The organism is Methanolobus sp. WCC4, from assembly GCF_038022665.1.
In the GTDB taxonomy this organism is placed as follows: domain Archaea; phylum Halobacteriota; class Methanosarcinia; order Methanosarcinales; family Methanosarcinaceae; genus Methanolobus.
In genome coordinates this window covers 2,631,805-2,658,475 of record NZ_CP150629.1, presented here as the reverse complement: position 1 = coordinate 2,658,475, position 26,671 = coordinate 2,631,805, and the positions used below count along the sequence as shown (strand labels likewise).

Below are 26,671 nucleotides of genomic sequence, written 5' to 3'. Positions count from 1 at the left end.
ATTGCAGCAGGTGCATATTAACAGACTGGGAGTTAATTCGATAGAGTTCGAGACGGATACGGTGGAGTTACCGTTATCTCCCGGCGAGGAACGTAGTTTTGAGATCGTGATGATCAACTACGGTGCACCGACCCATGTAAATATATCTGTGAGTGACCCTTTAAGGGAGAATATCACGATCCTTGAGGACAATCCTTATGTCAGACATGAGGAGTATATCCCGCTGATAACAAGGATACCCTATGATGGCAGGCTATATACCAAAGGTCAGATCTTCATAACCGTTGGTTACGGTTCCAAAAGACAGGCTTTTAATCTGAATCTGGGTTATCCGGGACCAGATGAAAAGAACTTTGTGGTGGATGTTGACGAATCGTTGTACAAACCTGCACAGGTATCTAAAGCAGCAAAGCCTTCCAAACCATCAAAACCATCCTCTACCGGCATGTATGACAGGGACCACTGGAGTGCTCAGCTTCCTGCACTTTCGGCTGAGATGATAAACTCTATCTCAGGAATGGTTGGTTCGCATTTGGGAATACTAGTAAGACTGGTCCTGTTGTTGCTGGTACTATCAGTTCTTGTTGTTGCCATAAGGTCAGTTGACCTTTCACAGTTCTTTGGATTCTATCAGTCAGTATTCTATTCGATATTACTGACAGCATTTATGTTTTATCTGTTAATACGACTTCCCAATATTAGAAAATAATCAAGGTGTAGATGATCAATATGAAATATATCATAGTAACCGGCGGCGTAATGAGTGGGCTAGGAAAAGGAATTACCACTGCCTCTATCGGGCGTAACCTCAAGAACAAGGGATACAAGGTCACAGCCATCAAGATCGATCCCTATATCAATATCGATGCGGGTACTATGAGTCCTTTCCAGCATGGAGAGGTATTCGTACTTAAGGACGGAGGTGAGGTTGACCTTGATCTTGGGAACTACGAGCGTTTCCTTGACACAGAGCTTACCAGAGAACACAACCTGACCACAGGAAAGGTCTACGAGGCCGTTATCTCCAAGGAACGCAGGGGTGAATACCTCGGAAAGACCGTACAGATCATTCCTCACATAACCAATGAGATAAAGGACAGGATCCGTAGGGTGGCTGCTAAGAGCGGGGCAGATGTCTGTCTTATAGAGGTAGGAGGTACTGTTGGTGATATCGAGAGTATGCCTTTCCTTGAAGCTGTAAGGCAGATGTACAGGGAAGAACCGGCAGAGAACCTGGCTTTTGTCCATGTTACACTTGTACCCATGGACCCACAGGGTGACCAGAAGACTAAGCCAACACAGCATTCCGTTAAAGAGTTAAGGGAACTTGGCCTGAAACCCCATATTATAGTAACAAGATGTCCTGAACCTCTGCTTGAAAGTACTGTCTCAAAGATATCCCTTTTCTGTGATGTACCTGAAGAAGCTGTCATCAGCGCCCATGATGCAAAGGATATTTATGATGTACCTTTGATGATGGAAAAGGAAGGACTTACCGATTTCCTGATGAAGCATCTCAAACTGACAGCTACTGGTTCAGATGATTCCTGGGCTAAGATGGTCGACAGGATGCACTCCCTTAAAGGTGAGGTAAAGATAGGTATAGTGGGAAAATACACACACCTGGAGGATTCTTATCTGAGTATCAGTGCTTCCATTAAACATGCCGCTATCGAATGCGGTGTGAATTATGATGTTTGCTGGATCAATGCCGAATCCTTCGAGGATGACCCTGCATCCATTTCATCACTTTCGGAATATGACGGTATACTTGTTCCGGGAGGCTTTGGTGAAAGGGGTACCGAGGGTAAGATAAAAGCCATACAGTTTGCCAGGGAGAATGACATCCCATATCTTGGTCTCTGTCTTGGTATGCAGCTTTCCGTTATAGAGTTCGCCAGAAATGTGGCAGGTCTTGAGAATGCCAACAGTACCGAGTTCGACGAGGACACACCTTATCCTGTTATCGATATCCTTCCTGAACAGGAGGGTGTGCTTGACATGGGTGCGACAATGCGTCTTGGTGACTACTATGCGGACCTGAAGGAAGGTTCACTGGCAGAGGAGATATACGGTCAGTCCCAGATAATAGAGCGTCACAGGCACAGGTATGAGGTCAATCCTAACTACGTTGAAAGGATAGAGGAAAGTGGCATGGTGTTCTCCGGCAAGAACAGGAACAGGATGGAGATTGCTGAGATACCCGGCAAGAAGTTCTTCTTCGCATCCCAGTTCCATCCGGAATTCAAGTCCAGACCGGGCAGGCCATCCCCACCTTTCAAGGCCTTCATCCAGTCAATGCTGGACTAAATAATCAATTAAAATAAGAATAAAAAGTCGGCTCTGTAGAATTATCTCATTTTACAAAAACCGCAGATACACGCAGATCAACACAGATGCGAACAAACACTATCTGTGTGTATCTACGTTAATCTGTGGTTTAATATTACTGAGGATTCCCCTACAGAGTCAAAAAGCCCGAAATATTTTCGGACATCTAACTCATTTTTAAAGGTTCTGTTTTCATGTACTCTCTGAGTACCGTAGTGGCATAACTGCCCTTTGGAAGGGAGAATGTCAGCGTGACTTTGCTCTTTCCGGGGTTGAGTTCATCCTCTCCCGTCTCGTAAACGGGTTCACAGTAGAGTAATATCTCCCTGCGAAGACCCTTTGATGAAAGGTCTGATATCTGCGAGATCTTGAAATCTTCCTGTTCCATCCCTGTCTCTTCGAACATCTCTTTCTCGATCTCACCGGAGAGTTCCGATGCGAACTCTGTCTCATATCCCACAAGTGGTGCTGTGATGAATGCCCTTCTTCTTTTGAGAAGATTGTTCATGCCAGCAACGTTGTCTTCGTCTGCCTTCTGCATCTTTGTGACATCAGGAAGACCTTCCTTGTTCTTGAAGCAGATGATATCTCCAGGATATGCCTTATCAAGGGCGAGTCCTTTCTCTATTCTCCTGCATATGATACGGTTGAAGATGTATGACTGGTAGGCGTGGATGAACATCCGGCTTATGTTATTTGAAAGTACACCGAAAGAACCGGCAAAATCACCCGGATTCTCAACGAGGTAATGCATCATGGCTCTCTCATACCTGAGACGCAGAGGGTATATCTTGAGTCCTTCAACAAAGTCCCTGGTCTCCATCACAAAGTCCCTTGCTTCCTTCACATCATCTGTCTCATCAGGGAAGGACTGTGCAATATAAGTGAGGGCTGCTTTCTCAAAGTCTCCTTTGAGGAGCTGTTCACCTACCAAATGGGTGACAGGTCTGATAGCCCCGAATCTCTGGATGCCGAAGAAGTTAGGCACACCACCGAAGGAAACGATCTCGTCTGTGGTCTTCTTGAGCTCTTTCTCCAGTTCATCCTGACTGAGATCTATGTCCCTTATTGTGATCATGAACTCGTTCCCATAGAGGTCACCAAGTCCGATGGACCTCTTTGACCTTCCAATCACCTTCAATTCAACATCTTTAAGGTAGAATCCCTCGATATCCTCCTTAGAGATGTCGTATATACTGATCTTCTGGGTGGTCCTTGCCCTTTTGTCCTTGGTACCGGCAAAACCGATCCTCTTCTGGCTGATGCCAAGTTTGCGGGACATATCCCTGATGAGGTGGTGCATGTCCCAGTTGGTCTTTGTAAGTTCAAGGATGAGCTGTTTTCCGCTGTCACCTTCCTCGCGGTTGGTAATCTCCCTGACAATGAAATCCTCAGGGACCTGTCTCAATACACCTCCTATTCCGCTGGTGTCTGTACTATAAAGGTCAATTCCCATCTTCTTTTCGATCGGTGGTATCATCTGTTATCATCCTGTTATTCCTTGGGTGCAATGTCGATCACTGTGACCGTGGTGGTGTCCAGGAAGGTCCATCCCTCATCTGTGGGAGCAGTTCCTCCGGGAAGTCCTCCTGCATATATGCTTGATGTGGGGTCCAGCATAAGCCATGAACCGTACTGGTCCGTAGTGTAATATATCGGTACAGGGCCGTAGTATTCTCCAATTGCGTTTGCTATCTCTTCCGTTTCATTGCCTATGTATACTGCTGTAAAGGCATGCGTGTCTGTAAGGTAGACCCTTGAGGTTCCTCCGATGGCCTCTATCAATGATGAGAGGAGTATGGCATAATCATCACAATCCCCTGCACCTACTGTTATCGTATCTCCCGGAGCGCACCACAGGTCCTTGCCTCTTGGGTCGCTGATGTATTGTATCTCTTCTTTCGTATCGTCGAAAAGGGCACATATCTGATATATGTTGTATTGTCCGGGATATTTCTTTGCTGAGGCAGCAGCCATGGTACGGACACCTACATCAGAAGGGTCTATCATCTCATTGATCTGCGTGAACAGGTTCTCGGGGTTGGATGTGTATTCTGGTTCCTGCATGGCCTGGGCTTCGGAAACGTCTATAGTTATCTCCTCAAAGTACTGTTCTTTGTAATCATGCCATCTGTCTGTTTTTGTCTGTGCCAGCATTGACAACTGCAGCTCAAGTTCTATTTCCTCTACATTTTTGGGAACATCAAGTGCTATGATGCCGATATTCTTTTCTTCACCCGGCTCTATGGTCACACCAGTATCCTGTGCTATAAGTTCATTTTCAGATGTCAGCTTTAAGCCGAACTGGTATACGAAGACGGAGTTATCTCCAGTGTTCTTAACGTTTACACTGACAACACTCTCGCTTCCTTCATAGAATTGCATGTATTTGTAGTAACTCGAAAGTTCAAAACCAGGGGACCTGTCTGAAAGCTCGTCAGGCATATCCTCATATTTATCTATCTGATCGGTCGTGACAACAGGAATGGTGAGGTCGGCTGTATCCAGTATATAGTGATCATCTTTCTGGAAAAGGTTCCCGGAAGAGGGACTGAAGATATCCCCCACCTTGCTCATCGGTTCTGAGAGGCATCCGGATGACAGTATAGCTCCTGTCAATGCCACACAAATTATTGCATACATCAGCAAGTTCGTTTTTGTATCCTTTTTCATTGTAACCACCGAAAAACCTGCAGGCACAGGAAAGTCCCTTAAAGAAGCTTCAGGTCTCCCGTAACTCTGTCAAGTTCCTCTTCCTTCGCAGGTCCGATACCAAGTACAGTAACTGTTCCGGGTGCTATCTCCGTGCGTCCTGCATCCTGTATGAGTGCAGTTGGAAGTCCTTCTCTCCTTGCCACTTCCTTCAGTGCGAAAAGGTCCTTCAATGTGGGAACTCTGAGAACTACTTTCTTCTGTCCACCTTCTTTCCATTTGTCCAGGGTGTTACGGTCAGCCCACTCCGAAGCAGAAACGGCAGCATGTGCCACCTGTACGGCCAGTTTGCCTTTGGATAGTTTCAGATCATCCCTGATGACAATACATTGTTTATATTCGCTCATTTTTCTTCCTTTTAGGCATTTCATAGCCTGTTCTCAATAGTATCCAATATATGTTCTGCAACGTTTATGTTCAGGGACCTGTAGATGCCTGCTCCTGAAGGTGTTGCATTCACTTCAAGGACATAGCATCCTTCTTCGTTCTCAATGAGGTCTACTCCGGCATATACGGCATTGATAGCCTTTGCAGCTTTCAGGCACATATTCTCCTGTTCTGTGGAAAGCTTACATTCCTGCGGAGTGCCTCCCTGACTGAGATTGTTCAGCCACCATCCATCCGGTGCTTTTCGATAGATAGCACCTGTGACCTTTCCGTTGACCACGAATGCCCTGATATCCTGGCCGGGATTCTCGATGAATTCCTGTATATAAACAATTCCTTTTTCTTCTATATAAGATGATACAAGGTCACAGGCATCTGTTCCTTCCCGGTTTCCGTCAGGGCCAAGGACAACATTGTCCTTTATGCGCTTGATGCCAATTCCCTTGTACCCGAAAACCGGTTTGAGGACAACATCGTTCCTCTCCTCTATGAACTTCAGGGCTGTTTCGGTATCCTGTGTGATAAATGTATCAGGTGTGGGAATCCCTTCCTTTGCTATCAGACAGCTTGCACGGAACTTGTTGGCGGCATTCTGGATCGCAACCGGAGGATTGATCATTATCTTTCCGCTTTCCTCAAGTTCCTGAAGTACATCGAAACGGAATATGTGGGCATCGTTCTTACCAGGTCCCATATCCCTTATGATTATGGCATCAAGTTCAGAGAGGTTCACATCATCTGCAGTATGCTCGGTCTCCTTCATGATAGAGGTTTCCAGTTTTCCAAGGTTTGGGCAGCATGTTTCAAAACCTCTTTTTCTGGCTTCCTGTATCAATGCATTTGCAGTCCAATCATCAGGATCGGTTACAACGATTCCCAGCTTTTTCATGTGAGCACTTAAAGTATTCAGTATTATTAGATTTGTTGCTTATTCCGGCTCTGTAGAAATCCTACTTGTTGATGAGCTACACTAATAACCGCAGATAAACACAGATACATCCATCTCCTTCGGAGTTGGATGCCTGCTGAACTTTCGTTCAGCAGGTCACGCAGATATCGATAATTTGAATCTGCGTTTATCTGTGTTCATCTGTGGTTTGTACTAATATAGGGGATTTTTACAGAGGCCTTATTCCTGTATATGCATCCGGGGATATCAATGACCTTTCCGACAGAATCGATAATTATCCCATCTGCAGTGGCTACGATATATGAACCATCACAGTTTTTCAGGTCATGGTCCACATGTTTTGATGTTTTTGCATCACCTGTTATCGAGAGTTCATGCATTCTCTTTCTGATGAAAGATGCCAGATCACCGCTGTGTTTCATCTGGCTGTCAAGAAGTATACATGCTGTTCCTACTTCCGACATTACAAAGAATGAGAGCATTTCCTCCACTGCCTCGGTTGTGAACCTGTCATTCGAATGGTTCCTGAAAACCCCCCGGATATCCCTTAAGAAGGAATCATCTGCAAGCCATACTCTTTCTCCTCTGAGCAGGCTCTCCAATGTAATGAGCACATTGTATCCGTCCACAAGGACCGATCTGTTTTGAAGCTGGTCACACTGGACCATCTTCTTCTTACGTTCTCTGGCTGTCCCGTCTGAAAACACAGTTCTTGCAAGTATGTATCTGTCATTCCTGCCAATTCCGTAGTGGTCCCCGACAAAGCGAATGGAGCTATCCCTTCGGTATCCTCTCTCAAGCAGATAGCGGAGATCTGCTGCTGCTGCTGCTTCTTTCATACCTTCCCGAAGTTCATCTTTTGCGGGGGCATTCTTTTCGGTCATCGGTTATCTGGTTCTATTTCTGTATCTTTGAAGAATTATATGTATGGGTCACATGCGGTCAACGTGGTAATATATGTTTATGGCCGGGTCTTAGGTCTTATTTATATAGCTTTAATATTATACTGTTTCTAAGCAGGAGATATACGTCTCTGACCATTCATATTTGAATACCGGGCAATTAACGAGTGACAGTGATGGATGAACAAAAGAAAGGAAAAGTGCTTGTAGTTGACGATGAGGCTATGAACATCAGGCTACTTGATGCCTACCTTACGAACGATTATGAGATCATCACCGCAAATTGCGGGCTCGAGGCCCTGGAAAAGGTGGAAGCTCATAATCCTGATATAATCCTTCTTGATCTCATGATGCCGGATATCACCGGTTTTGAAGTATGTAAAAAACTGAAGGATTCAGAGAAGACCCGTTTTATCCCTATCATCATGGTCACAGCACTTTCAAGCATAGAGGACCGTATCAAGGGTATAGATGCAGGTGCAGATGACTTTCTTACAAAGCCTCTTGACAGGCTTGAGATCCAGACCAGGGTAGGATCCCTTCTGAGGATAAAAAAACTCCATGATGAACTCGTTGCTGAAAGGGATCAGGCACAGAATTATCTGGACCTTGCAGGAGTTATGCTCATTGTTCTTGATGAGAAGGGAATTGTTAAGCTTATCAACAGGAAGGGATGTGACATCCTTGGTTATACTGAGGATGAAATAATAGGGAATGACTGGTTCGATAATTACGTCCCGGGGATATTCAGGGAACATGCACGGGATGGATTTGACAGGTTGCTGTCCGGTGAAGATATGAAAAGCGGATACTTCGAGATCCCATTCCTGAACAGCAAACGGCAAAAAAGGATAATGAGCTGGAACAATATCGTTCTCGGTGATTCAGAAGGCAACATAACAGGTCTGCTTGTATCGGGTGAGGATATCACTGAAAGGCTTGATGCGGAATCCAAGATAAAGAGGGCAAATGAATATCTTGACAACCTCCTCAAAGCATCCCCTATTGCTATAATGTCCCTTGATAATAAAAAGAAGATAGTGACAGCGAATAAGAATGCTGCTGGTCTTCTGGGTTATGATGTTGGTGAACTTATAGCAAGGCCTGTAAAAGACTTTACAGACAACGTGGATCTGCTTGAATTTGCTGATAAGAAAGACTTTGAAATGCTCTTTTTCACAAAATATGGTGAAAAGCTCACAATGAACGTTTCGACATCCCTGCTTGAAGAGAATGGTGAGAAACAGGGGCTTATAGTTACACTTCAGGATCGCTCACGTCTAAGGGGTTTGTTCATCACTCCTCTTACTGAGGATGTGGTAAAAGATACCGGGAACAGTGAAGTTGAACTTGAAAGTGGCTATGTCTATCTTCTGGACTGTGTTCTTCCTGAAAAGAGCTATGGGACATTCTCTGAACTTGTCAGGAGCGGGAAACCCGGACTATGCATCACAAGAAGGAATCCCGACAAGGTTCGCAATATGTATGGTATTACAAAGACACCTATTATCTGGCTTACAAAGAACCGGATAGAAGGTCAGCAATCTATCGATCCTGCGGAGATATTCAGGATCTATCCGACAATTGCTGATTTTCTCAGCAAGGTTGAGGATGGTGTCGTCCTTATAGATGGACTGGAATACCTGTTACTGGATAATGACCTCATGTCAATAGTAAAGCTCATCGAACAGACCAATGATGCTATCATGGCATCAAGTTCAAGGATGATCCTGCAACTGGATCCTGCTGTTCTTGAGACAAAGGAATTCCATCTGCTTAAAAGATGGATGAGATCCCTGTCAGAGGAAAAATAGTTCTTACAGGATATACTGGTTGGACGTGCCTGCTTAGTTATTCTTTCACTTATCCCTGATTAAAATTCGGGATTAAAGATATATATTATTTTCACATAATTATACTTACTTCTTTTTTGCGGTGCTAAAAAGGAAAGAGGTTTATAATGCGATTTGTGGATACGATAGATGGATTGAACGAGGTCTTTGCGACGGATATACCCAAAAACAGCGTTGTTCTTGTAACGGGTGCAGCCGGAACCTTAAAGTCAGGCTTCACTTTCCAGGTACTCTCCAATTATCTTGAACAGCAGGATGAATATGGCCTGTACATAACTCTTGAGCAAAGTAAAGAGAATCATCTGCAGAACATGGACAGTATGGGTATCGACCTCTCAAACAAGCTTCACATATCGGATTTCAGCGATTACAGGGTCATGTATGATGATCTCTCTGATGACCTGTTAACTCTGCTTGTGGATAATATTATACAGTTCAAAAAGAACGTCGATGATAAATGTACGTGTGTTGCTATCGATTCACTCGGAGCCCTGTATTCACTTTTAGACCTTGAACCCAGGGATCTCAGAAAAGATCTGTATAAGATGCTTGAGACGCTCAGACGCGAGGAATTCACGACGTTCCTTATACTTGAGGAGGAAAAACTGTCCGGCATAGCGGACCCTTCAACTGGAATGGAAGGCTATCTTGCAGATGGGATAATCGAACTTGGTCTCCAGCTTAAGGGCAATGTTGCCAACAGGTATCTGAGAGTCAGGAAAATGCGTGCATCTTCTCATAGTATGGAACCATGGATCCTTACTGTGTCTGATAATGGCCTGAAGGTCTATAAAGGCAATTTCTAGTGCCTGATACTAATATTTTTATACTCTTACCTGCCATACTTCTGGTATAAATATCAATCTGGCAGGTGTAAAAGATATGTTCTCACAGTTCAACCAGGCGTTTGCAAATCTATTGTTACAGGTATTGTCTGTGCTTGTACTTGCCGTTGCCGTATCTCAGGTGACAAAGGACCCTATGCGCAAACACTGCCGGCTTGTAACTGTTGCTGTGTTGTTACAATTCCTGTCGATCCTTGTGTTCATGTTCCCTTCAATGTCAACACTTCTTGAGATCGGCATTGGTTCTTCCCTCCAGACACAGATGAGCCTGCATCACCTTGCAGGTCTGGCCGTGGTGATCTTCTCAGTTTATATCAAACTTGCAGTGGATGGAAGAATAAAGAGAATAGTTAATCCCTATATCCTGATGAAGATAACACTGGCTCTGTGGATCGTTGTATTCATTGGAGGCCTTAGCCTGTATCTTTCACTATGGCAGGGTATCTTGCTTTTGTGATCATCTTCTGTCAACAAGACGTTTTGGTCTTCCCTTGATGCGGTAGAATTCCAGTTCACCGGGTCTGACATAGTTGAATATGATGTTCAGGCTTCCATCGATGTATGAGTTTTCCAGCCCTTTCTTATAAGCGAAGAAGGAACTGAGGAAATTCTCTTTTGTCAGTTCCTCATCACATCTTTTCAGGTCATTGCATTCCATACTGACCCTAAGGGTCGTCTCTCCCTCGTCATCGCCTCCATATAGGAATGCCTCGTATTCGCCGGTGAGATATTCCATGTTCTCTCTCTGGAACACACCTTTTTCGATATCCACCCGGTTGAATGGATTACCGGAGACCCAGAACGTCTCAGCCTCTCTTTCAGGGTTCATTATCTTCATATGGGTCCTGCCACATGCACATTCTTCTCTGCTGACGACAACCGTGGTATCCTCTGTATCATAATTGATCAGTACATTTCCGCTCTTTGCACCGACAGGTAACAGTGTTGTAAGTACAACTCTTCCACATTCCCCATCCCTTACGAACTTATCCATGTGCGGATCGTATACATCAAGATGAACCAGATCCTCAGGCACATGTAACCCGCTGATGTCGGTGCACTCCCCGCACATCGTGCCTTCCGTGCTACCGTATGTATTGTAGACATCACAATCCCATATCTCAGATACATAGTTCCTGGCTTCCTCCGCGAAGCTCTCTCCACCTATCACAAGTCTTTCGATACTTGAGTTCTCAGGCTCTATTCCCTGTTCCTTCATTCTTTTTGCCAGACGCAGGAGCTTGAAGATACTGGCAACGATGGAGGTAGGTCTGTAAGATTCCATCACCCTCACAGGGAACGTGCATTTACCTTCAGGTATAATTGTCATCCCGATGTTCTTTGCTGCAAGTGTCATGGTATTGGCACCGACATTCATGCCGTAGGAAGCACAGACTATCACCCGGTCATTGTTTCCGAACCCCTGTGAGATAAAACTTCTTGCATATTTCTCTGCATATCTTTCCCAGTCGTTCCATGTCAGGAAGAATGATTTTGGTGTTCCGCTTGTCCCGCTGGTCTCATGCACTGTGAAAACGTCTTTCCAGTCCACTGTCCTGAACCCGAACTCTTCCTTCTCAGGTGGCTGGTTCTCACGTATGGTCTTTCCGGATATGATGGGAAGTTCCAGCAGGTCTTCATGTGTCCTGATATCCGATGGTTTGACCTTATTCTCCGTGAACCATTTTCTGTAGAACAGCGAATTCTCTGCAGCATAGTTAACGGTGTACCTGATACGTTCATCCACAAGTTCATCAAGTTCGCTGCGCTCCATTGTCTCGATATCAGGTTTATAGAATGGTCCGGTTGGCATGGTCTTTCATCCCCTTTTACATATGTGAGAGTGCCTCTATCTGTTCCTTTATATGTTCAATGTCATTCGAAGGTAGCTTACATGTATGGTTCTGGCAGATATGGACCGTGGTCTTTCCATTTTTCATCTCCATATCTCTCGTAAAAGGTGCTATATCTGATATATTGTCCTTATCGTAAATGGACCTGAAAAGAAGAACCTTCTCAGGAATGAACCTATCATCTATGAATTCGATTATTTCTTTTGTATCTGCATCTTCCATGTCACCGACAATGACCATCTCCACAGATTCTTTCATTGCCAGGTCAACAGCAGACATGAACTGTGTATAACCGATCGGTGATGCGGTTACTTTTCCTGCAAAGGCATTCATTGCCTGATGTGCTATATCCTCGAGTTCTGTGTTCCCTGTCATCTTTGCCAGTTTAAGGAGATTCATGATACAAACCGAGTTTCCAGAGGGGATGGCACCATCATATACTTCCTTGCTTCGGAATATCAGCTCTTCTGCTTCATCGGATGTGTGGAAGAAAGCACCATCTTTGCTGTCAATGAAGTGGGTAAGAAGATAGTTGTTCAACCTGAGTGCATGTTCCAGATACTCTGTTCTGAAGTTCGTCTGGTAGAGCTCAATGAGACCCCATATGAAGAAAGCATAATCCTCCAGGAATGCATCGATCGCTGCTTCACCTTCGCGATATCGGTGTTTCATCCTTCCATCGGCTTCGGTCATCTCTTCAATGATGAAGTCTGCTGCATCTTCAGCCATCTTTGCATAACCGTCTTCATTGAATGCCTGTGCAGCTTTTGAGAGCGCTACTATTGTGAGTCCGTTCCAGTCAGTGAGTATCTTGTCATCCTTTGAAGGATGTATTCGCTTTTCCCTTTCATTGAAAAGCTTTCTTCTTGAACGTTCTATGAAAATTATCGTATCTTCGTCATGCTCGGGTTTTGCAGATATTATATCCTCCATGCTCTTTGTCATGTGGGGTATATTCCTTCCACTGAGGACATTTGTGTGCTCTTCCGCAAAGTTCCCTTCAACCTGAATGTTGAATATCTCATTGAATTTTACTGCATCATCTTTCCCGAGTATGTCTTCTATCTCTTCTGCAGTCCAGAGGTAGAACTTGCCTTCCTCTCCCTCGCTGTCAGCATCTTCCGCAGAATAGAATCCACCTTCCGGTGAGAGCATATCTCTTTTAAGATATGTCAGTATCTCCTTTGCAGTATCCCTGTACACTGGTTTCCCTGTAGCCTGGAATGTTTCTGCAAGGGCTATTACCATCATTGCCTGGTCATAGAGCATTTTCTCAAAATGAGGTACCAGCCATTGTCTGTCCGTGGAATATCTATGGTATCCGAACCCTATCTGGTCATAGATCCCTCCCATTCTCATGGATTCCAGTGTCCTTTCTGTCATTTCCAGTGCATTGGCGTGCCCTGTTCTCTTCCAGTATCTAAGTAAGAATGTGAGGTGATGTGGTGTCGGGAACTTGGGTTCTCTGCCAAAACCTGCATGTTCGTTATCAAAGATATTCTCTATCTGTTTGAATGCCATGTGAAGTACATTCTCATCGATCCCTTCTCCATTTTCCTGTTCACCGTATGATGCAACTGCAGAAGTGATACCTTCAGCACTGTTCAATAATTCCTCTCTTTTATTGTTCCAGAGGTCTGCTATTGTGGGAATGAGGTCGAACATACCGGGAATTCCATATCGGCTTTCTGCGGGTATGTATGTGGCAGCATAGAATGGCTTCTTTTCCGGTGTCATCAGGATTGTAAGTGGCCATCCTCCTCTTCCTGTAATTGCCTGGCATACTGACATGTATATGTTATCGATGTCAGGTCTTTCCTCACGGTCCACTTTGACACAGACGAAAGATCCATTGAGGAGTTCAGCTATATTCCCGTTCTCAAATGACTCCTTCTCCATTACATGACACCAGTGACAGGTGGAGTAGCCTATTGAGAGGAAAACTGGTTTACCTTCATCTTTCGCCTTTCTGAAAGCTTCCTCGCCCCATGGATACCAGTCTACCGGATTATGGGCATGTTGCAACAGGTAAGGACTTTTTTCATGAATAAGTTTATTTATTCTGATTTGAACATTATTTTCGTCTTTTTCCAAGATGTCACTCCCTGTTTTATTTTGTACCCTGAATGAATATATATTCTTTTATTGTCTCAAGGCACACCGTAGATGCTATGTCTCTTTAATTTTGTTTTCGTTTCTCCGGAACATTATAGATCGGCAATATCATAATGAGTATGATTTTTGAGAGTGTCCAAATGTTTATATGGCATCATTTGTTAAACTCTATATTAAGTAACAAAGTTCAGTAACTTAAGGTTGTATATTTATAAAAAAGGTGGTACTTTAATGAACAGAAAGTTGATCTTACCAATTATTATTATGCTCGCTCTGGTGGTGTTGCTTAGTGGCATCATGAATTTCCAGGCAGCTCCGGCTCAGGAGGAGCCTGATTCAGACGATAGCGGTCCGGTTGTCGAAGAACCCGTGGCTGTTGCCCAGAAAGCTGCTCCAGCTCCTGTTGAACAAACAACTACAACAGTGAACTCCACTCCGGCAGCTCCTGCACCAACGCCAACATCCACATATTATGGCGGCGGCGGCAGCTTTGCTGCAAGTTCTGAAGAAGATGAAGAAGAGAAAGAAGATGACAAGAAGACTCCTGTAATTGCACAGGAAATGGCTACAACTATTGTAGTAGCAGATTTCTCCTATGAAACTAAGTGTCTGACCGTGAACTTCACCGATATTTCAGAGAATGCAACTTCCTGGTCCTGGGACTTCGGGGATGGAAATACATCTACGGAACAGAATCCTGATCACATCTATGCAACAGAAGATACTTACGTTGTCAATCTGACCGTCTCTAATGCTGAAACAAGCGATTCGGTTGAAAAGAGGATAAGTGTTCTTGAGTGTGCTGAGGAACCAAAGGATTCTGACAAGATCCCTGAAGATGAAGTGCCTGCAAAGGTTCAGGAAGAGATCCCTGAATTCCCCACAGTTGCAATCCCAATGATAGCAATTATAGGAATGGCATTCTTCTTCAGCAGAAGACAATGATCATAGAACAGGCATATTAATGAAACCGCTGAAAGGCGGTTTCAATACATTACTTTTGCAAATCCGCCGGTCTGCTTTTTGCAGATATCTGCATGCATCTCTTCATCTTTTATTAGTTGTTCCATATCATTCAGAAATTCATCTGCATCATTTTCATCGGGTAGGATCTCTTTTATTACTTCAGGTTTTGCTTTCTTAATGTCCTTATAGACATTCATCGCAAGTATCTCGTATTTCATTATAGTCCTGAACATATCCGGACCTGCCATTCCATCAAAGTCGAAAATATGTTTTGGTAATCCATGCGGAGCTTCTTCAGGAATGTTTATGTTTGCTTTGATAAGCCATTTTTTTATTATGTCGCCATGTTGGTCGGAATCGTGGGATAATGTCTCAAGTGCAGAAACATCCTCGTCCATAAGTTCTATGCGTGCTTCCCATGTTCCCAATTGCTCCATTTCCGCTTCGATCCAGTACATTCTCTGCAGCAGTTTTTCAAGTGTCGTTCTGTCTTTTATCACTGGCAAGATCATTCCTCTTATTTATATTAGTTATTTTTATATTTATTAGTTTTGAAGTGAACCCGATGAACTTTTATACCTATACCGTCTCTAAGTAATCTATCAGTAATACTCAGGTATTATTCACTATCATTAGCTATCTGGAGGATTATCTATCAGTGCAATTGCTTTGTTAAGTAGCGGCCTTGATTCTGTTACTGCGGTCACCATGGTGCAGCAGCAGATGGAAGTCAAAATGGCCCTTATATTCAATTATGGTCAGCGTTCGGTCGATCGTGAGATACAGAATGCGATAAAGGTATCCGAACAACTTGGAATAGAATATCGTGTTCTTGACATAACATGGATGAAGGAGATAACCAACACATCCCTTGTAAATACCGACACAGAGGTTCCTGCTCTAAGCATGGAGGAGATAGCTGATGATGCAGATCCCTCCATTACCATCGAGTCTGCCAAAGCTGTCTGGGTGCCTAACAGGAACGGTATCCTGATAAACATTGCAGCAGCTTTTGCCGAGAGCATGGATTGTGAATGTGTGATCGTTGGATTCAACAAAGAAGAAGCTGTGACCTTCCCTGATAATTCTGCAGAGTTCATCACTGCGATCGATGATTCCCTTTCCTATTCGACACAGAATGGTGTCAAGGTGTATGCACCACTCATCGGAATGGATAAGAAGGAGATTGTTGCAAAGGCCATGGAACTAAAGGCTCCTCTGGAATATAGCTGGAGCTGTTATCATGGTGCAGATGTACCATGTGGCGAGTGCGAGAGCTGTACCAGAAGAAGAAGGGCATTTGAAGCAGCAGGTTTTAAGGACCCTATTCTTGAAAGACTTGGGGAATGAGAACCTTATTCAACTGATTCATTGGTGTAATTAAATGGAATGCATAGTCCTTGATAAAAGAACAGATTATGATGGCAGCCAGATCTCATCGCTATGGGCCTATAATCTTGCAGATGTCCAGTCGGATTCCATAATTGCCTTCAGGGGTGGTTGTGATGTTAAGATCGAACATATGATCGATCTTGAGGATAAGAAACAGGGAGATATGATATTCTCCACTGATATGATCCATTTCATCATAGAGCACTTCGACTCTACTGACCTGAAACTGGTGTATGCGAGGCAGCGCCTTTTCACGGCAATAGTCAAAGAAGTACTTGCTGAATATCGTACTGATATCGTGCGAGAGGGTGATGACCTTTTCGTGGACGGTAAAAAGCTCACGGTATCAATTGCCAGTACATCAGCTGTTTCACAGAAGATCCATTTTGGTATCAATGTTGTGCATAACTATTATGGTAGTCTTGAGGACCTTGGCCTTGGTAGCGATGATGTACAGGACCTGATGGAAAGGATCGCTAAACGTTACTATAACGATTTTATAGATATCGAAAAGGACCTTCGCAAATCCAGACCGCTGGATGTGATATGATGCAGGCGTCGCTCAGTGAGATATTCTGCTCGGTGCAGGGTGAAGGTCCATATGTAGGATACAGGCAGGCATTTGTCCGTTTTACCGGATGCAACCTGAATTGTAATTACTGCGACACTCCTGTTGAGGCCACAGAGGTCTGCAGGTTCGAGAATGTTCCGGGTTCCAATACATTTCAGGATGTAGCAAATCCGCTGTCTCCGGAAAAGGTGAGCGAGATGGTTAATTCCTACAAGGCATTGCATTCAGTATCCCTTACCGGTGGTGAGCCTCTGTTGTGTGCCGATTTCATATCTGCTCTGGAAACGGATGCACCGCTATATCTTGAATCCAATATGACCCTGCCTCACATGGCTAAGAAAGTGAAGGACAAGGTGTCATATGTTTCAGGTGATGTTAAACTGCTTCCTCATTCCCTGCTTGATGACCCTGATCTGCATCTTGAAAGAACCATCGAGTGCTTCAGGGCGCTTAAGACCACAAAGGACAGGGATTGTTTCTGTAAGATAGTTGTAACAAAGGAAACACCTGCCGATGATATTGAAGGTGTTGTAGGTGCAATATCGGGCTATATATCCAGCCTTATCCTGCAGCCTGTGACACAGAAGGAAATGCAGCCTGAGCCAGGATATCTGCTGGAGCTGCAGGGATCCTTACTAAATGACGTTAATACGAGAATAATACCACAGACCCACAAAATGTGGGGGTGCTTATAATGAAAATGAGACTTGGAGTTATCGATCATATTGATAGTGCCCATTATCTTCCCGGGCATGAGACTTGCGGAATAGTACACGGACACACCTACAGGACAGAAGTTGTCATTGAGGGTGAGAAGAAGGAAACCGGTATGGTCATGGACTTCTATGAGATCAAAAAGGTCATAAAAGAGGTCCTTAAGGAGTACGACCATGTGCTTCTCAACGACATACTTGAGTTCCCGAGTGTCGAGAACCTGTGTGAACATGTGCATGCAAAGCTGTCTTCACGGCTTGATTTCCCTATGTCTGTTAAGATGTGGGAAGGCGAAGGTAAGTGGTGCGAGATGAGTACCCTCTAAAAGGGTCCATACAAAAGTATATCTAGTAGTTTCCCTTAAATTGAGCCGTGTTTATTGGAGCTGCTCAGAACCATAGGAGCTAGAAAATGGAAAATGAGAAAGACGTTTGCGAAATAGAAGTATCCAGGGATGAGGATGTCAAGAGAGTGATAGCACAACACCCCTGTTATTCCAAAGAGGCCCAGCACAAGTTCGGCAGGATCCACCTCGCAGTAGCTCCGAAATGCAATATTCAGTGTAATTATTGCGATCGAAAGTTTGACTGCGTTAATGAGAGCAGACCCGGTGTTACCAGTGAGGTACTGAGCCCTGAGGCAGCTCTTGAGAAGACAAAGCAGGTACTGGATGCCTATCCTTTCATCAAGGTGGTTGGTGTTGCAGGACCTGGTGACCCGCTTGCTAACGACGAGACATTTAAGACACTTGAGCTTATCAAGAACGAGTTCCCTGATGTGACCCTCTGTCTGAGCACTAACGGACTGGCACTGCCTGAAAGGATGGATGATCTTCTCAGGGTAGGTGTTACAACTCTGACAGTGACCATGAATGCCATTGATCCAGCCATTGAGGCACAACTCATAGGCCATGTCCTCTACAAGGGAAAGGTCTACAGAGGTCTTGAGGCTGCTGAGTTAATGGTGAAGAACCAGCTCGAAGGTATCAGGATGGCTGTGGAAGCAGGTCTTGTGGTAAAGGTCAACACTGTGCTCGTTCCAGGCATCAACGATGAGCATATCATCGAGGTTGCCAAGAAGATAAATGAGCTAGGTGTCTATATCATGAATGTGATGCCACTTATCTGTCAGGCAAAGTTTGCTGACAAGACAGCGCCAACACCGGAAGAGTGTAAGGCTGTTCAGGACAGGTGTGCACCATATGTCCAGCAGATGAGGCACTGTCGCCAGTGCAGGTCCGATGCATACGGACTAATCGGGCAGGACATGTCACAGATGAGCGAAGAGCGCAGGAATGTAATTAAGCTTGACATGAAAAAGAAGTGTTCAGGTGAGAAGGCTTAAGCCTTTTCACTGATGATCTTTTATTCTAACTATATCCAGAACTATCTGGCAACTATCTACCAGCGACTTGCCAACTATCTACTAACTATCTATTATTTATCCTATTACCGTTACTATTGTGCAGGTGTTTTTTTGAATATCGAAGAGCTTGCAGCAGACCTTAGGAACTTTGAAGGTGTAACACGAAAAAAGCCAATCGCAGATATCGTGAGTATATTCGAGACCGTTCGCTCGGAATATGGTGAGGTTATCGATGATTTCGGGGATGATGCTGCAGTTATTGATATTGGTACTGATGATGTGATCCTCTTTGCAGCAGATGCCATATGGGGACGGATCGTCAACAAGAGTCCCTGGTGGACCGGTTATACGTCGGTTGTGGTGAACGTTAATGACATTTCTGCAATGGGCGGTCGTCCACTTGCGATGGTTAACGTCATGGCTTCCAGTGACCTTGAGTCCACCGAGGAGATCATGCGTGGTATCAGGGATGGGATAAAGAAGTTCGGCGTGCCCATGGTCGGAGGTCACATGCACCCTGACACTCCATACAATTCTCTTGCAGTTTCTATCATTGGTATCGCCAAGAAGGACTGTGTCATCAGAAGTGACAGTGCAGAACCCGGTGATGTTGTCATAGTTGCCTATGATATGGATGGAAGGGTCGGTAAGAACTCACCCTATAGCTGGGATACCACTTCATTCAAGGAGGCAGATGTTGTGCGTGAGCGTTTCATGGTCATGCAGGATATAGGGGAAAAGAAACTGGTTACAGCAGGAAAGGATATCAGTAATCCAGGTACCGTTGGAACCCTCGGTATGCTCTGTGAGGTTAGCAGGGTCGGTGCCTCAGTTGACCTTCAAAAGATACCAATGCCAGATGGACTTGAGCTTGCACAATGGTTGAAGATCTATCCTGCAACAGGCTATGTTGTAACTGCAAAAGAAGAGAATGCCGATGAGTGCATCGGGATATTCGAGGGTGCAGGTCTGAAGGCGGCAGTGATAGGTGTCATCAATGATAGTCAGACCGTTGATATCTATGATGAGAGCGGTAAAGCCGTTGTTTTCGACCTGAAGAATGATAATATAACAGGAATATGAAAGGACAGGCTTGTTGCCTGTACTTACTCTACTTTCTTTTTAATCTGAAATTCGATATAGTGCTTAATCGCTGTTTGCCCATTCAGTCAGTTCTTCGTGAAGGAACTTCTCAGCAGCCTGAACTTCGGAGAGAACTCCTCTAAGGGCTATTACTTCTCTCTCGTCAATATCCACCACATGGACATTTATCTTTCTTTCAACCGGCTCAAGGTCGAACTCTTCAACAAGATCGTAGATGATGTAAGATGGGGTTCCTGGTGGGATTATAAGGTCATAGAGGTTTTCAAGATCTTTTTCAAGAGGTTTTGTTGCTTTTTTATCCTTTGATCTTTCAAGATCCGCAAGTGTTAGTTTCTTTGCCAATGTGATCACCGTCTTTTCTGCTTTGATAGTGTGATACACATAAAAAATGATCGCTGCATTTGCAGGGTTTAATTATTAATACTGTCAGTTACAAATTTGCAGGTGTTGATAGATATTCATTGATATTGATTGGTGTTAATTGATATTTGTTGACATTTGTTGTCACTTATTGATAGTTATCGGGATCTATCGATATTTGCAGGTAGTTAAGGTGTGTGAGATAAAATGATATCTGGAGGGTATGAATGAGATTGATAGGACTGTCAGACGAACAGGGACAGATAAGGATCGAGTTTGCAGGATGTAATATGAAATGTCCTTATTGTGTCCATATACATCAGCCCCGGAAGGAGTGGACAATTGAGGATGTACTGGAATATGCCGGTAAGTCCACCACGGATGATGTCTATCTTGGGGGTGCAGAACCTACTTTGCAAAAGGACCTTCTTCCGCTTATTGAAGGACTTCACAACCAGGGCAAGCGTGTCATATTGAAGTCCAACGGAATGAAACCAGAAGTACTTGAGAGTGCGAGTCCTTTCGTACATGGGTTCGTGCTTGAGATCAAGGCCCCATCAGATGACATTAAAGGCATAATGGAACTTACAGGGATGTCAGAAGAGCGTACTGAGAAATATGTGAAGCTCCTCACGGAATCAATGATAATCGCTAAGAAGAAGTGGCTGAGGATCTGGATACGGGTGATACCTGAGTATGTGAATGCTGATACCATGCCGAAGATAATTCCGGACCTTGAAGGTGCTTCAGAGGTGATGCTCTATCAGTTCATGAGCAATCCTGATTTTGACCTGCCGTTCATGGGGCATGAAGGACCCACGCCTTCATGGAGGGAGATGAAGGAATTAGCTGAGATGGTTCTGGAAAAGGTCCCTCAGGTAAGACTTGTAGGTGAAAGGGGAAAACTTGTACTGAAAAAGTGATCCTTCCCATTTTACAATTTCAATGTTATTGTGGGGGCATGGTTGCATATGGTTGCATATGTTAAAGGTGAGAAGTCCGGTAAGTATTCCCGACTTGCAGTGATCCCTGGCAATTGTCTTTTTTCTAAAGTAGATGTCCTGAAACCGGACGATGTGACTCTTTTTTTCATGGCCGAGGACAGGAAGTTATGTACCAGCTTCTTTTATCATAAGCATAAGCTGGTTATGATACTCTCTGCTATGAGGTCATACAGGGACTGGCTTAAAGAACAGTTCGATTTTGTGTATTTTGAGATAGGCGATAACGATGAGCGTTCCTATAAAGAGAAGATCCGCAGTGTTATGGAAGAACATGGGATCCGTGATCTGGTTACTTATGATCCGGGTTCAAAAGGATTTGAAAGCACTGTTTCTATTCTCTGCCAGGAGAATGGATATGCTCTGGAGTTCGTTCCATCTCCGGGCTTTGTTACCACAATAGATGATTTCAGTGAATTCCGTGGTGAAAAGGACAGGGTCCTGATGAACAATTTCTATATTTTCCAGAGAAAAAGATCAGGCTATCTCATCGATGAGGATGGTAAACCAACAGGGGGAAAATGGAATCTTGATGCAGAGAACAGGCGAGCATTACCTGCATCTGTCCCGATTCCCGATATTCTTTCAACTGACCGTACTATTCACACAGAGGAAGTTATCCGGCTTGTAGATGATAAGTTTCCATCTCATCCGGGTGTTTCTTCAAATTTCTATCTGCCCACTACAAGAAGAGATGCTTTACTATGGTTGGATGACTTCATTGAGAACCGCTTGAGGTATTTTGGTCCATATGAGGATGCTATAAAGAAGGACGATAGCTTCCTTTTTCATTCGGTGCTATCCCCGCTTTTAAATATTGGTCTGCTGATTCCGGATGAGGTGATTGACAGGTCCCTTGGACATTACCAGAAGAATAAGGATTCTATTCCGCTTTCAAGCATTGAGGGTTTCATAAGACAGGTCATCGGCTGGCGTGAGTTCATGATGGGGATGTATCATACCGGGGATCTGCGCGGCAATTTCTTTGGTCACCACAGGAAAATGAATGACAAATGGTATTCCGGGAATGTGGGTATAGGGCCTGTTGACAATGTTATTGGAAAAGTTGTCAGGAATGGTTATTGTCATCATATAGAGAGGCTCATGGTCCTTGGCAATTTCATGCTCTTGTGTGAGATCGACCCGGATGAGGTCTACAGGTGGTTCATGGAGATGTTCGTGGATTCCTATGAGTGGGTGATGGTGCCAAATGTCTATGGCATGAGCCAGTTCGCTGATGGGGGTACATTGTCAACAAAGCCTTATGTTTCAGGCTCAGCTTATATCCTCAGAATGAGTGACCATAAGAGGGGAGAATGGTGCGATATATGGGATGCACTTTACTGGAGGTTCATTGACCGGAACAGGGATGTGCTGAGTAAGAATTTCCGTATGGGTTTGATGGTGGCCACTTATGACAGGATGGACCATGAAAGGAAAGAACGTCTGCAACTGATCGCGGAGAAGTTCCTTTCAGACCTGTGACAGTGCTGTTTCATGTTCATTGAGGTGCTTTGATCAGTTGTTGTTTTTAAACTTATACCGGTACATTTATTCATCTGGAGAATACTATATAGGGTTGATCGAAATGCAGGAATACAAGTTAAAGCGTGGTTATAAACCCGAGATGGATAGGATCTACGAGTGTCTGACAGAGATTTTCCCCAGCGAGGTTAAGGAAGAGGATGGCAAGTTCGTTACTTCTTATGGTGTTCTTTCTAGTGTAACGGTATGGATCGAAGGTAAGAAGCTGGCTGTTGATACTGTATCTGATACTTCTTTGACAGATGATGAACTTATTCTTGATTCTAATAAGCGTTTCAGGGATTTCCTCCTTGCTGCAACAGGATACACTGCCAAGGAACGTCTGAAGCAGGCAAAGAAGGAAGTTTCCAAGTAAATTCCCCTTTCCTCTCATTCTTTTACGACCACGGATAGTTCAACATGGATTTTCTTGAAAAACTGAAGAGCTTTGATATTCCCACATGCCTGAGGGTATGTGCAGGAACCGATGGTTCGGTCACTTTCCTGCTGGAGATCATGACCAAACACCCTACTGCAGTGGTTACGGAAAACCAGCATGTTATTCCTGCGGATGAGAAAGCTGCAGATATATTCGGTGTTGCTGTCGGGGCGGATATCAATGAACGCGTGGTGACCCTCACAGCCGGGGATGTCCCTTATGTATTCGCCCGGTCACTGTCAGCCATCGAGAAGATGCCAGAAGGCGTTCGCAGCGATATGATGAAAGCCGACATCCCGATCGGAAGGATACTGCGTGACCACAATGTCGAGACCAGAAGGGATTTTGAGAGCATCGATATCCTCGAGGATTCCCCTCTCTTCGGAGCGCAAAAGGTCCTTTCCCGTTCATACCGTATCGTCCACCACAACGGTGTCCTTATGTGGATCAACGAGATATTCCCCGTCGACGACCGCTGGTGCTTATAAATCATCGCTCTTCCAACCGAAAACTTATTAATCGATACTGTGTATTAGGGGAGAGCACCCCAATATTTCTAATGTGCCTCGGTGGCTTAGGGGTATAGCGCGTCCTTGGTAAGGACGAGGTCGTGGGTTCAAATCCCACCCGAGGCTCTTTCTTCTAATTCTAAAGCTGAGAGTTTTGTCTTTGAATTAGTTTAGCTCAACCAAACGATTTTTCGTCATTTATTCAAGTATTCGAGAGCAATGGAACTAGTGGAGCATCTGAATCAGGCACAGATAGAGGACTATCTGGATGGATTCACGGATTAGATATGCCAGAAGTCTATATTCATATGTCAGGTAAGCGACTGGATGAACCACTACTCAAGATGGCCGGCATCATCAAAGAAGAGGATGAGAAGAAGGTGATGAAACCTGTCAAATGTCTTCGCTGTAAGACCATGAATGGTCCTACATCTACTTTTTGTTCATCCTGTGGGATGGTGCTTACAATTGAATCTGCAGTTGATGTTGAGAAGAGGCGGTCTGATATTGCCATGGCTTTGATGGAGCTTGTAGAGAAGGACCCGGAGGTTGCTAAGGTGTTGAGGAGAGTGATGAAGTGATGTTTATTCTTCATCAAAAATAGATTCAGGTTCTAAAAATACAATTCTTTTAATATCATCTTCTTTAAAATACATTTCTTGACCAAGATATACCATGTCCTCAATATTGTAGTTCGCATCACGAACAACTATGCAGGGGTCATCGATTGTAATTTCTTTATGTTTTTCATAGTCGTCTGAAAAAAGAATTATATTCCCAGAGATTTCACAATTGTCTGAAGTGAAAATATGAACATAATTTTGTTCTCTTTTTGAATTATCTTTAAGTGAAAGTGTCCACGGACTTCCATAATCGATATGAAAATTCTTGTAAAGTATTTTTTTTATTGTTATCCCCAAGAAGATACCAATTATAATTGCTATTGCATAAAGTTCTAATAGATATGTGTAATTAATTATGGAATTTTCAATTCCATCTAATGTGAAATTGTTATAATAATACACCAATGCATATGCTATTATACTAATAAATATACTAAGTAAATAATATTCGGGATCTTTTAAATGACTACTTTTAAATTTAATAATTCCACATGCTATATATATTGATAAAAAACCAGGTAAAAGAAAAACAATAGCACCAATAATATCGTTGTTAATAATATCTATCATTTATATCTGTCCACTATGAATAAATATAACTTTTTTATCTTTTTTTTTTATTTTACTAATTCATATAATAGGTGCTTAATATTTAAAATAATTGCAAATGCCAGGTTGTTTTATAATTAAAAATAATCCAACTATAATAAGCATCATATTGAAACTCTGCCTATGCGTCGCCAAAGGCGGGCGCTTTAATCGCTTGCCTTTGTCTGGGTACAATTGCTGGCATTCTGAAAGGATGCGTAGTTATCGATTTAATTATGTTATATGATGCGGAAGTATTAAGGAATCTGAACGTAGCAAGATGTTGAATTGTTTTTGATAAAAAACATCTAGCGCTAAAAAAGTAAATATTTCGTACACTGAAATTAAATGATGAAATACAACGAATTCTATCAATATATTAATATATCATATTGCCTATTGTCAACTGTTCTCTTAAAAAATATTAGGGAGTATCCTCTTGGAAATCAGCATTGATCCGATTTATATTGTTTTGTTACTGAGCATTATTACTCTTGTATATAATGTAAATCGAAATTATCATGTTGACCGGAGAAGCCCAAATCACCAATTAATAAGTTATCTATCAAAAATAAAAATTGATAAAAAAATGATAATTGATATTTCATCTGGTGAAAAAGAGGATAAATTACAAATTTTCGAGGATGAAATTCTAATTAGACATCGCAACCAGAAAAGAAGTGAATTCAACCAACTTGTTAAATTGTATGACTCTAAATTGGAGGATGCATTAAAAAGTTCATTTATAGAAACATCTCCGATTGAAATAACCAATTATTTTAGCAATCACTATAGATATTTAATTATTGAACTAACTAAAAAACAAGCTGACGATAAAACAATGGAATCTATCTTAAACTCATATTCAAAAAATAGTGATATTTTATTAGACCTCCTAGATAGAGACACACAAACATACATAGAAGAAAATAAAGTCATTTCTAACAACTATGTTGACTTTATTATGATTTCAGTTGAATACAAAAATAATGCTGCCTTTAGTCGTTGCATTGAACTGTTTTTTGAATCATTTAAATCATCAATGGAAAAAAATTATAGTGATTCTGATATCATGGTCAGTTATATTGTTAATTTCAATAGAATTACAAAGTATACGTGTGAAGAATACTTTAATGTGGGTCTACTAGCATCATTTTTACATAAAACTGGTAGCATTCTGCTAAGAAATAAATATTATACAAGTTTCAATATGTTATTGAACACTTTTGAAAATATAATCACTTCATCCTTAAATATACATGATATAGGTATGTTAGAACCAGATGGAATCAATCATGTTAAAACTAATTTAATGGTTACTGTAAGAGCTTTAATATCTTTTATGAGCAATACTGAATTTGATTTACAAGAAGAATACTACATAAAAATAGAAAAAATAATTCTGCAGAATCTATCTAATACCTTTTATATGAATGAAATATACCATGCAGTTGAAAAATTATCTCGTGGGTATAAACAAAATTCTGAATCTGCTTTGAAAGTTTCTGAAATCTGTGATAAATATATGAAACTTCAGGCAGAAACATTATGGAATAATAAATCAGCGAATATTGATAATTAATTATAATCTCTCAACTTAATGCATC

28 protein-coding genes and 1 tRNA gene are annotated in these 26,671 nt (G+C 42.9%); 19 read left to right on the top strand and 10 right to left on the bottom strand.

The features are described 5' to 3' along the window. Position 1: 1 nt before the first annotated feature. Together V7O63_RS12565 and pyrG are read left to right on the top strand one after the other, a co-directional pair. The gene (locus V7O63_RS12565; RefSeq protein ID WP_340818889.1) at positions 2 to 709 is read left to right on the top strand and encodes a hypothetical protein; all 708 of its coding nucleotides are present in this window, start codon (positions 2 to 4) and stop codon (positions 707 to 709) included. A 20-nt stretch (positions 710 to 729) separates the two neighbouring features. After that, positions 730 to 2,310, top strand: a complete 1,581-nt coding sequence (gene pyrG / locus V7O63_RS12560) for a CTP synthase (glutamine hydrolyzing) (protein WP_340818888.1) — start codon at positions 730 to 732, stop codon at positions 2,308 to 2,310. A 187-nt stretch (positions 2,311 to 2,497) separates the two neighbouring features. On the opposite strand, the gene truD is transcribed toward pyrG, so the two are convergent. From truD to V7O63_RS12535, 5 genes are all read right to left on the bottom strand, one after another. After that, the gene (truD, locus tag V7O63_RS12555; RefSeq protein WP_340818887.1) at positions 2,498 to 3,811 is read right to left on the bottom strand and encodes a tRNA pseudouridine(13) synthase TruD; all 1,314 of its coding nucleotides are present in this window, start codon (positions 3,809 to 3,811) and stop codon (positions 2,498 to 2,500) included. Positions 3,812 to 3,825: 14 nt separating this feature from the next. Beyond that, positions 3,826 to 5,004: a transglutaminase family protein gene (locus tag V7O63_RS12550; protein ID WP_340818886.1), complete on the bottom strand. Its 1,179-nt coding sequence runs from the start codon at positions 5,002 to 5,004 to the stop codon at positions 3,826 to 3,828. Positions 5,005 to 5,042: 38 nt separating this feature from the next. Beyond that, positions 5,043 to 5,390 carry a peptidyl-tRNA hydrolase Pth2 gene (pth2, locus tag V7O63_RS12545; protein ID WP_340818885.1) on the bottom strand — a complete coding sequence of 116 codons (348 nt, stop codon included), beginning with the start codon at positions 5,388 to 5,390 and terminating at the stop codon, positions 5,043 to 5,045. Between the two features lie 20 nt (positions 5,391 to 5,410). Beyond that, positions 5,411 to 6,319 (bottom strand): tetrahydromethanopterin:alpha-L-glutamate ligase, encoded by a 909-nt coding sequence (gene mptN / locus V7O63_RS12540; RefSeq protein ID WP_340818884.1) that lies wholly within the window; start codon positions 6,317 to 6,319, stop codon positions 5,411 to 5,413. Between the two features lie 197 nt (positions 6,320 to 6,516). Further along, complete coding sequence (locus V7O63_RS12535; protein WP_340818883.1) at positions 6,517 to 7,224, bottom strand: DUF434 domain-containing protein; 708 nt, start codon at positions 7,222 to 7,224, stop codon at positions 6,517 to 6,519. 194 nt (positions 7,225 to 7,418) lie between these two features. Here V7O63_RS12535 and V7O63_RS12530 point away from each other — a divergent pair, with 194 nt between their 5' ends. From V7O63_RS12530 to V7O63_RS12520, 3 genes are all read left to right on the top strand, one after another. After that, positions 7,419 to 9,056 carry a DUF835 domain-containing protein gene (locus V7O63_RS12530; protein WP_340818882.1) on the top strand — a complete coding sequence of 546 codons (1,638 nt, stop codon included), beginning with the start codon at positions 7,419 to 7,421 and terminating at the stop codon, positions 9,054 to 9,056. A gap of 146 nt (positions 9,057 to 9,202) precedes the next feature. Beyond that, the gene (locus V7O63_RS12525; protein ID WP_340818881.1) at positions 9,203 to 9,901 is read left to right on the top strand and encodes an ATPase domain-containing protein; all 699 of its coding nucleotides are present in this window, start codon (positions 9,203 to 9,205) and stop codon (positions 9,899 to 9,901) included. Between the two features lie 76 nt (positions 9,902 to 9,977). Next, positions 9,978 to 10,397, top strand: a complete 420-nt coding sequence (locus V7O63_RS12520) for a hypothetical protein (RefSeq protein ID WP_340818880.1) — start codon at positions 9,978 to 9,980, stop codon at positions 10,395 to 10,397. On the opposite strand, the gene ftsA is transcribed toward V7O63_RS12520, so the two are convergent. Beyond that, positions 10,398 to 11,753, bottom strand: coding sequence for a coenzyme F390 synthetase (ftsA, locus tag V7O63_RS12515; protein WP_340818879.1), 1,356 nt, complete (start codon positions 11,751 to 11,753; stop codon positions 10,398 to 10,400). A 16-nt stretch (positions 11,754 to 11,769) separates the two neighbouring features. Further along, the gene (locus tag V7O63_RS12510) at positions 11,770 to 13,887 is read right to left on the bottom strand and encodes a thioredoxin domain-containing protein (RefSeq protein ID WP_340818878.1); all 2,118 of its coding nucleotides are present in this window, start codon (positions 13,885 to 13,887) and stop codon (positions 11,770 to 11,772) included. 252 nt (positions 13,888 to 14,139) lie between these two features. Here V7O63_RS12510 and V7O63_RS12505 point away from each other — a divergent pair, with 252 nt between their 5' ends. Continuing rightward, positions 14,140 to 14,853: a PKD domain-containing protein gene (locus V7O63_RS12505; RefSeq protein ID WP_340818877.1), complete on the top strand. Its 714-nt coding sequence runs from the start codon at positions 14,140 to 14,142 to the stop codon at positions 14,851 to 14,853. 41 nt (positions 14,854 to 14,894) lie between these two features. On the opposite strand, the gene V7O63_RS12500 is transcribed toward V7O63_RS12505, so the two are convergent. Next, positions 14,895 to 15,386 (bottom strand): hypothetical protein, encoded by a 492-nt coding sequence (locus V7O63_RS12500; protein WP_340818876.1) that lies wholly within the window; start codon positions 15,384 to 15,386, stop codon positions 14,895 to 14,897. Between the two features lie 142 nt (positions 15,387 to 15,528). Between V7O63_RS12500 and queC the strand changes: the two genes are divergently transcribed. From queC to V7O63_RS12470, 6 genes are all read left to right on the top strand, one after another. After that, positions 15,529 to 16,224 carry a 7-cyano-7-deazaguanine synthase QueC gene (gene queC, locus V7O63_RS12495; RefSeq protein WP_340820849.1) on the top strand — a complete coding sequence of 232 codons (696 nt, stop codon included), beginning with the start codon at positions 15,529 to 15,531 and terminating at the stop codon, positions 16,222 to 16,224. Between the two features lie 34 nt (positions 16,225 to 16,258). After that, the gene (locus tag V7O63_RS12490) at positions 16,259 to 16,816 is read left to right on the top strand and encodes a DUF366 family protein (protein WP_340818875.1); all 558 of its coding nucleotides are present in this window, start codon (positions 16,259 to 16,261) and stop codon (positions 16,814 to 16,816) included. Further along, positions 16,813 to 17,532: a 7-carboxy-7-deazaguanine synthase QueE gene (locus V7O63_RS12485; RefSeq protein WP_340818874.1), complete on the top strand. Its 720-nt coding sequence runs from the start codon at positions 16,813 to 16,815 to the stop codon at positions 17,530 to 17,532. The genes V7O63_RS12490 and V7O63_RS12485 overlap by 4 nt, the downstream gene beginning before the upstream one ends. Further along, complete coding sequence (queD, locus tag V7O63_RS12480; RefSeq protein WP_340820848.1) at positions 17,529 to 17,876, top strand: 6-carboxytetrahydropterin synthase QueD; 348 nt, start codon at positions 17,529 to 17,531, stop codon at positions 17,874 to 17,876. The genes V7O63_RS12485 and queD overlap by 4 nt, the downstream gene beginning before the upstream one ends. An 86-nt stretch (positions 17,877 to 17,962) precedes the next feature. Further along, positions 17,963 to 18,895: a nitrogenase cofactor biosynthesis protein NifB gene (gene nifB / locus V7O63_RS12475; RefSeq protein WP_340818873.1), complete on the top strand. Its 933-nt coding sequence runs from the start codon at positions 17,963 to 17,965 to the stop codon at positions 18,893 to 18,895. Positions 18,896 to 19,027: 132 nt separating this feature from the next. Next, positions 19,028 to 19,999, top strand: coding sequence for a methanogenesis marker 2 protein (locus V7O63_RS12470; protein ID WP_340818872.1), 972 nt, complete (start codon positions 19,028 to 19,030; stop codon positions 19,997 to 19,999). A gap of 63 nt (positions 20,000 to 20,062) precedes the next feature. Here the strand turns inward: V7O63_RS12470 and V7O63_RS12465 are convergent, their stop codons facing one another. Beyond that, complete coding sequence (locus V7O63_RS12465; RefSeq protein ID WP_340818871.1) at positions 20,063 to 20,362, bottom strand: hypothetical protein; 300 nt, start codon at positions 20,360 to 20,362, stop codon at positions 20,063 to 20,065. Between the two features lie 245 nt (positions 20,363 to 20,607). Here V7O63_RS12465 and V7O63_RS12460 point away from each other — a divergent pair, with 245 nt between their 5' ends. The 6 genes from V7O63_RS12460 to V7O63_RS12435 all read left to right on the top strand — a co-directional run bounded on the left by V7O63_RS12460 (position 20,608) and on the right by V7O63_RS12435 (position 24,434). Then, positions 20,608 to 21,303, top strand: coding sequence for a radical SAM protein (locus V7O63_RS12460; protein WP_340818870.1), 696 nt, complete (start codon positions 20,608 to 20,610; stop codon positions 21,301 to 21,303). A 48-nt stretch (positions 21,304 to 21,351) separates the two neighbouring features. Beyond that, the gene (locus V7O63_RS12455) at positions 21,352 to 22,866 is read left to right on the top strand and encodes a cryptochrome/photolyase family protein (protein WP_340818869.1); all 1,515 of its coding nucleotides are present in this window, start codon (positions 21,352 to 21,354) and stop codon (positions 22,864 to 22,866) included. A gap of 103 nt (positions 22,867 to 22,969) precedes the next feature. Beyond that, positions 22,970 to 23,281 carry a DUF5611 family protein gene (locus V7O63_RS12450; protein WP_340818868.1) on the top strand — a complete coding sequence of 104 codons (312 nt, stop codon included), beginning with the start codon at positions 22,970 to 22,972 and terminating at the stop codon, positions 23,279 to 23,281. A 44-nt stretch (positions 23,282 to 23,325) separates the two neighbouring features. Beyond that, a complete protein-coding gene (locus V7O63_RS12445) occupies positions 23,326 to 23,832 on the top strand; it encodes a chorismate pyruvate-lyase family protein (protein ID WP_340818867.1) in 507 nt (168 codons plus the stop codon). A 75-nt stretch (positions 23,833 to 23,907) separates the two neighbouring features. Further along, positions 23,908 to 23,979: transfer RNA gene (locus tag V7O63_RS12440), tRNA-Thr, on the top strand. 182 nt (positions 23,980 to 24,161) lie between these two features. Then, the gene (locus V7O63_RS12435) at positions 24,162 to 24,434 is read left to right on the top strand and encodes a zinc ribbon domain-containing protein (RefSeq protein WP_340818866.1); all 273 of its coding nucleotides are present in this window, start codon (positions 24,162 to 24,164) and stop codon (positions 24,432 to 24,434) included. 3 nt (positions 24,435 to 24,437) lie between these two features. Here the strand turns inward: V7O63_RS12435 and V7O63_RS12430 are convergent, their stop codons facing one another. Further along, positions 24,438 to 25,046 carry a hypothetical protein gene (locus tag V7O63_RS12430; RefSeq protein WP_340818865.1) on the bottom strand — a complete coding sequence of 203 codons (609 nt, stop codon included), beginning with the start codon at positions 25,044 to 25,046 and terminating at the stop codon, positions 24,438 to 24,440. A 457-nt stretch (positions 25,047 to 25,503) separates the two neighbouring features. On the opposite strand from V7O63_RS12430, the gene V7O63_RS12425 reads away from it, so the two are divergent. Then, positions 25,504 to 26,646, top strand: a complete 1,143-nt coding sequence (locus V7O63_RS12425) for a hypothetical protein (protein ID WP_340818864.1) — start codon at positions 25,504 to 25,506, stop codon at positions 26,644 to 26,646. The last annotated feature ends 25 nt before the right edge of the window (positions 26,647 to 26,671 follow it).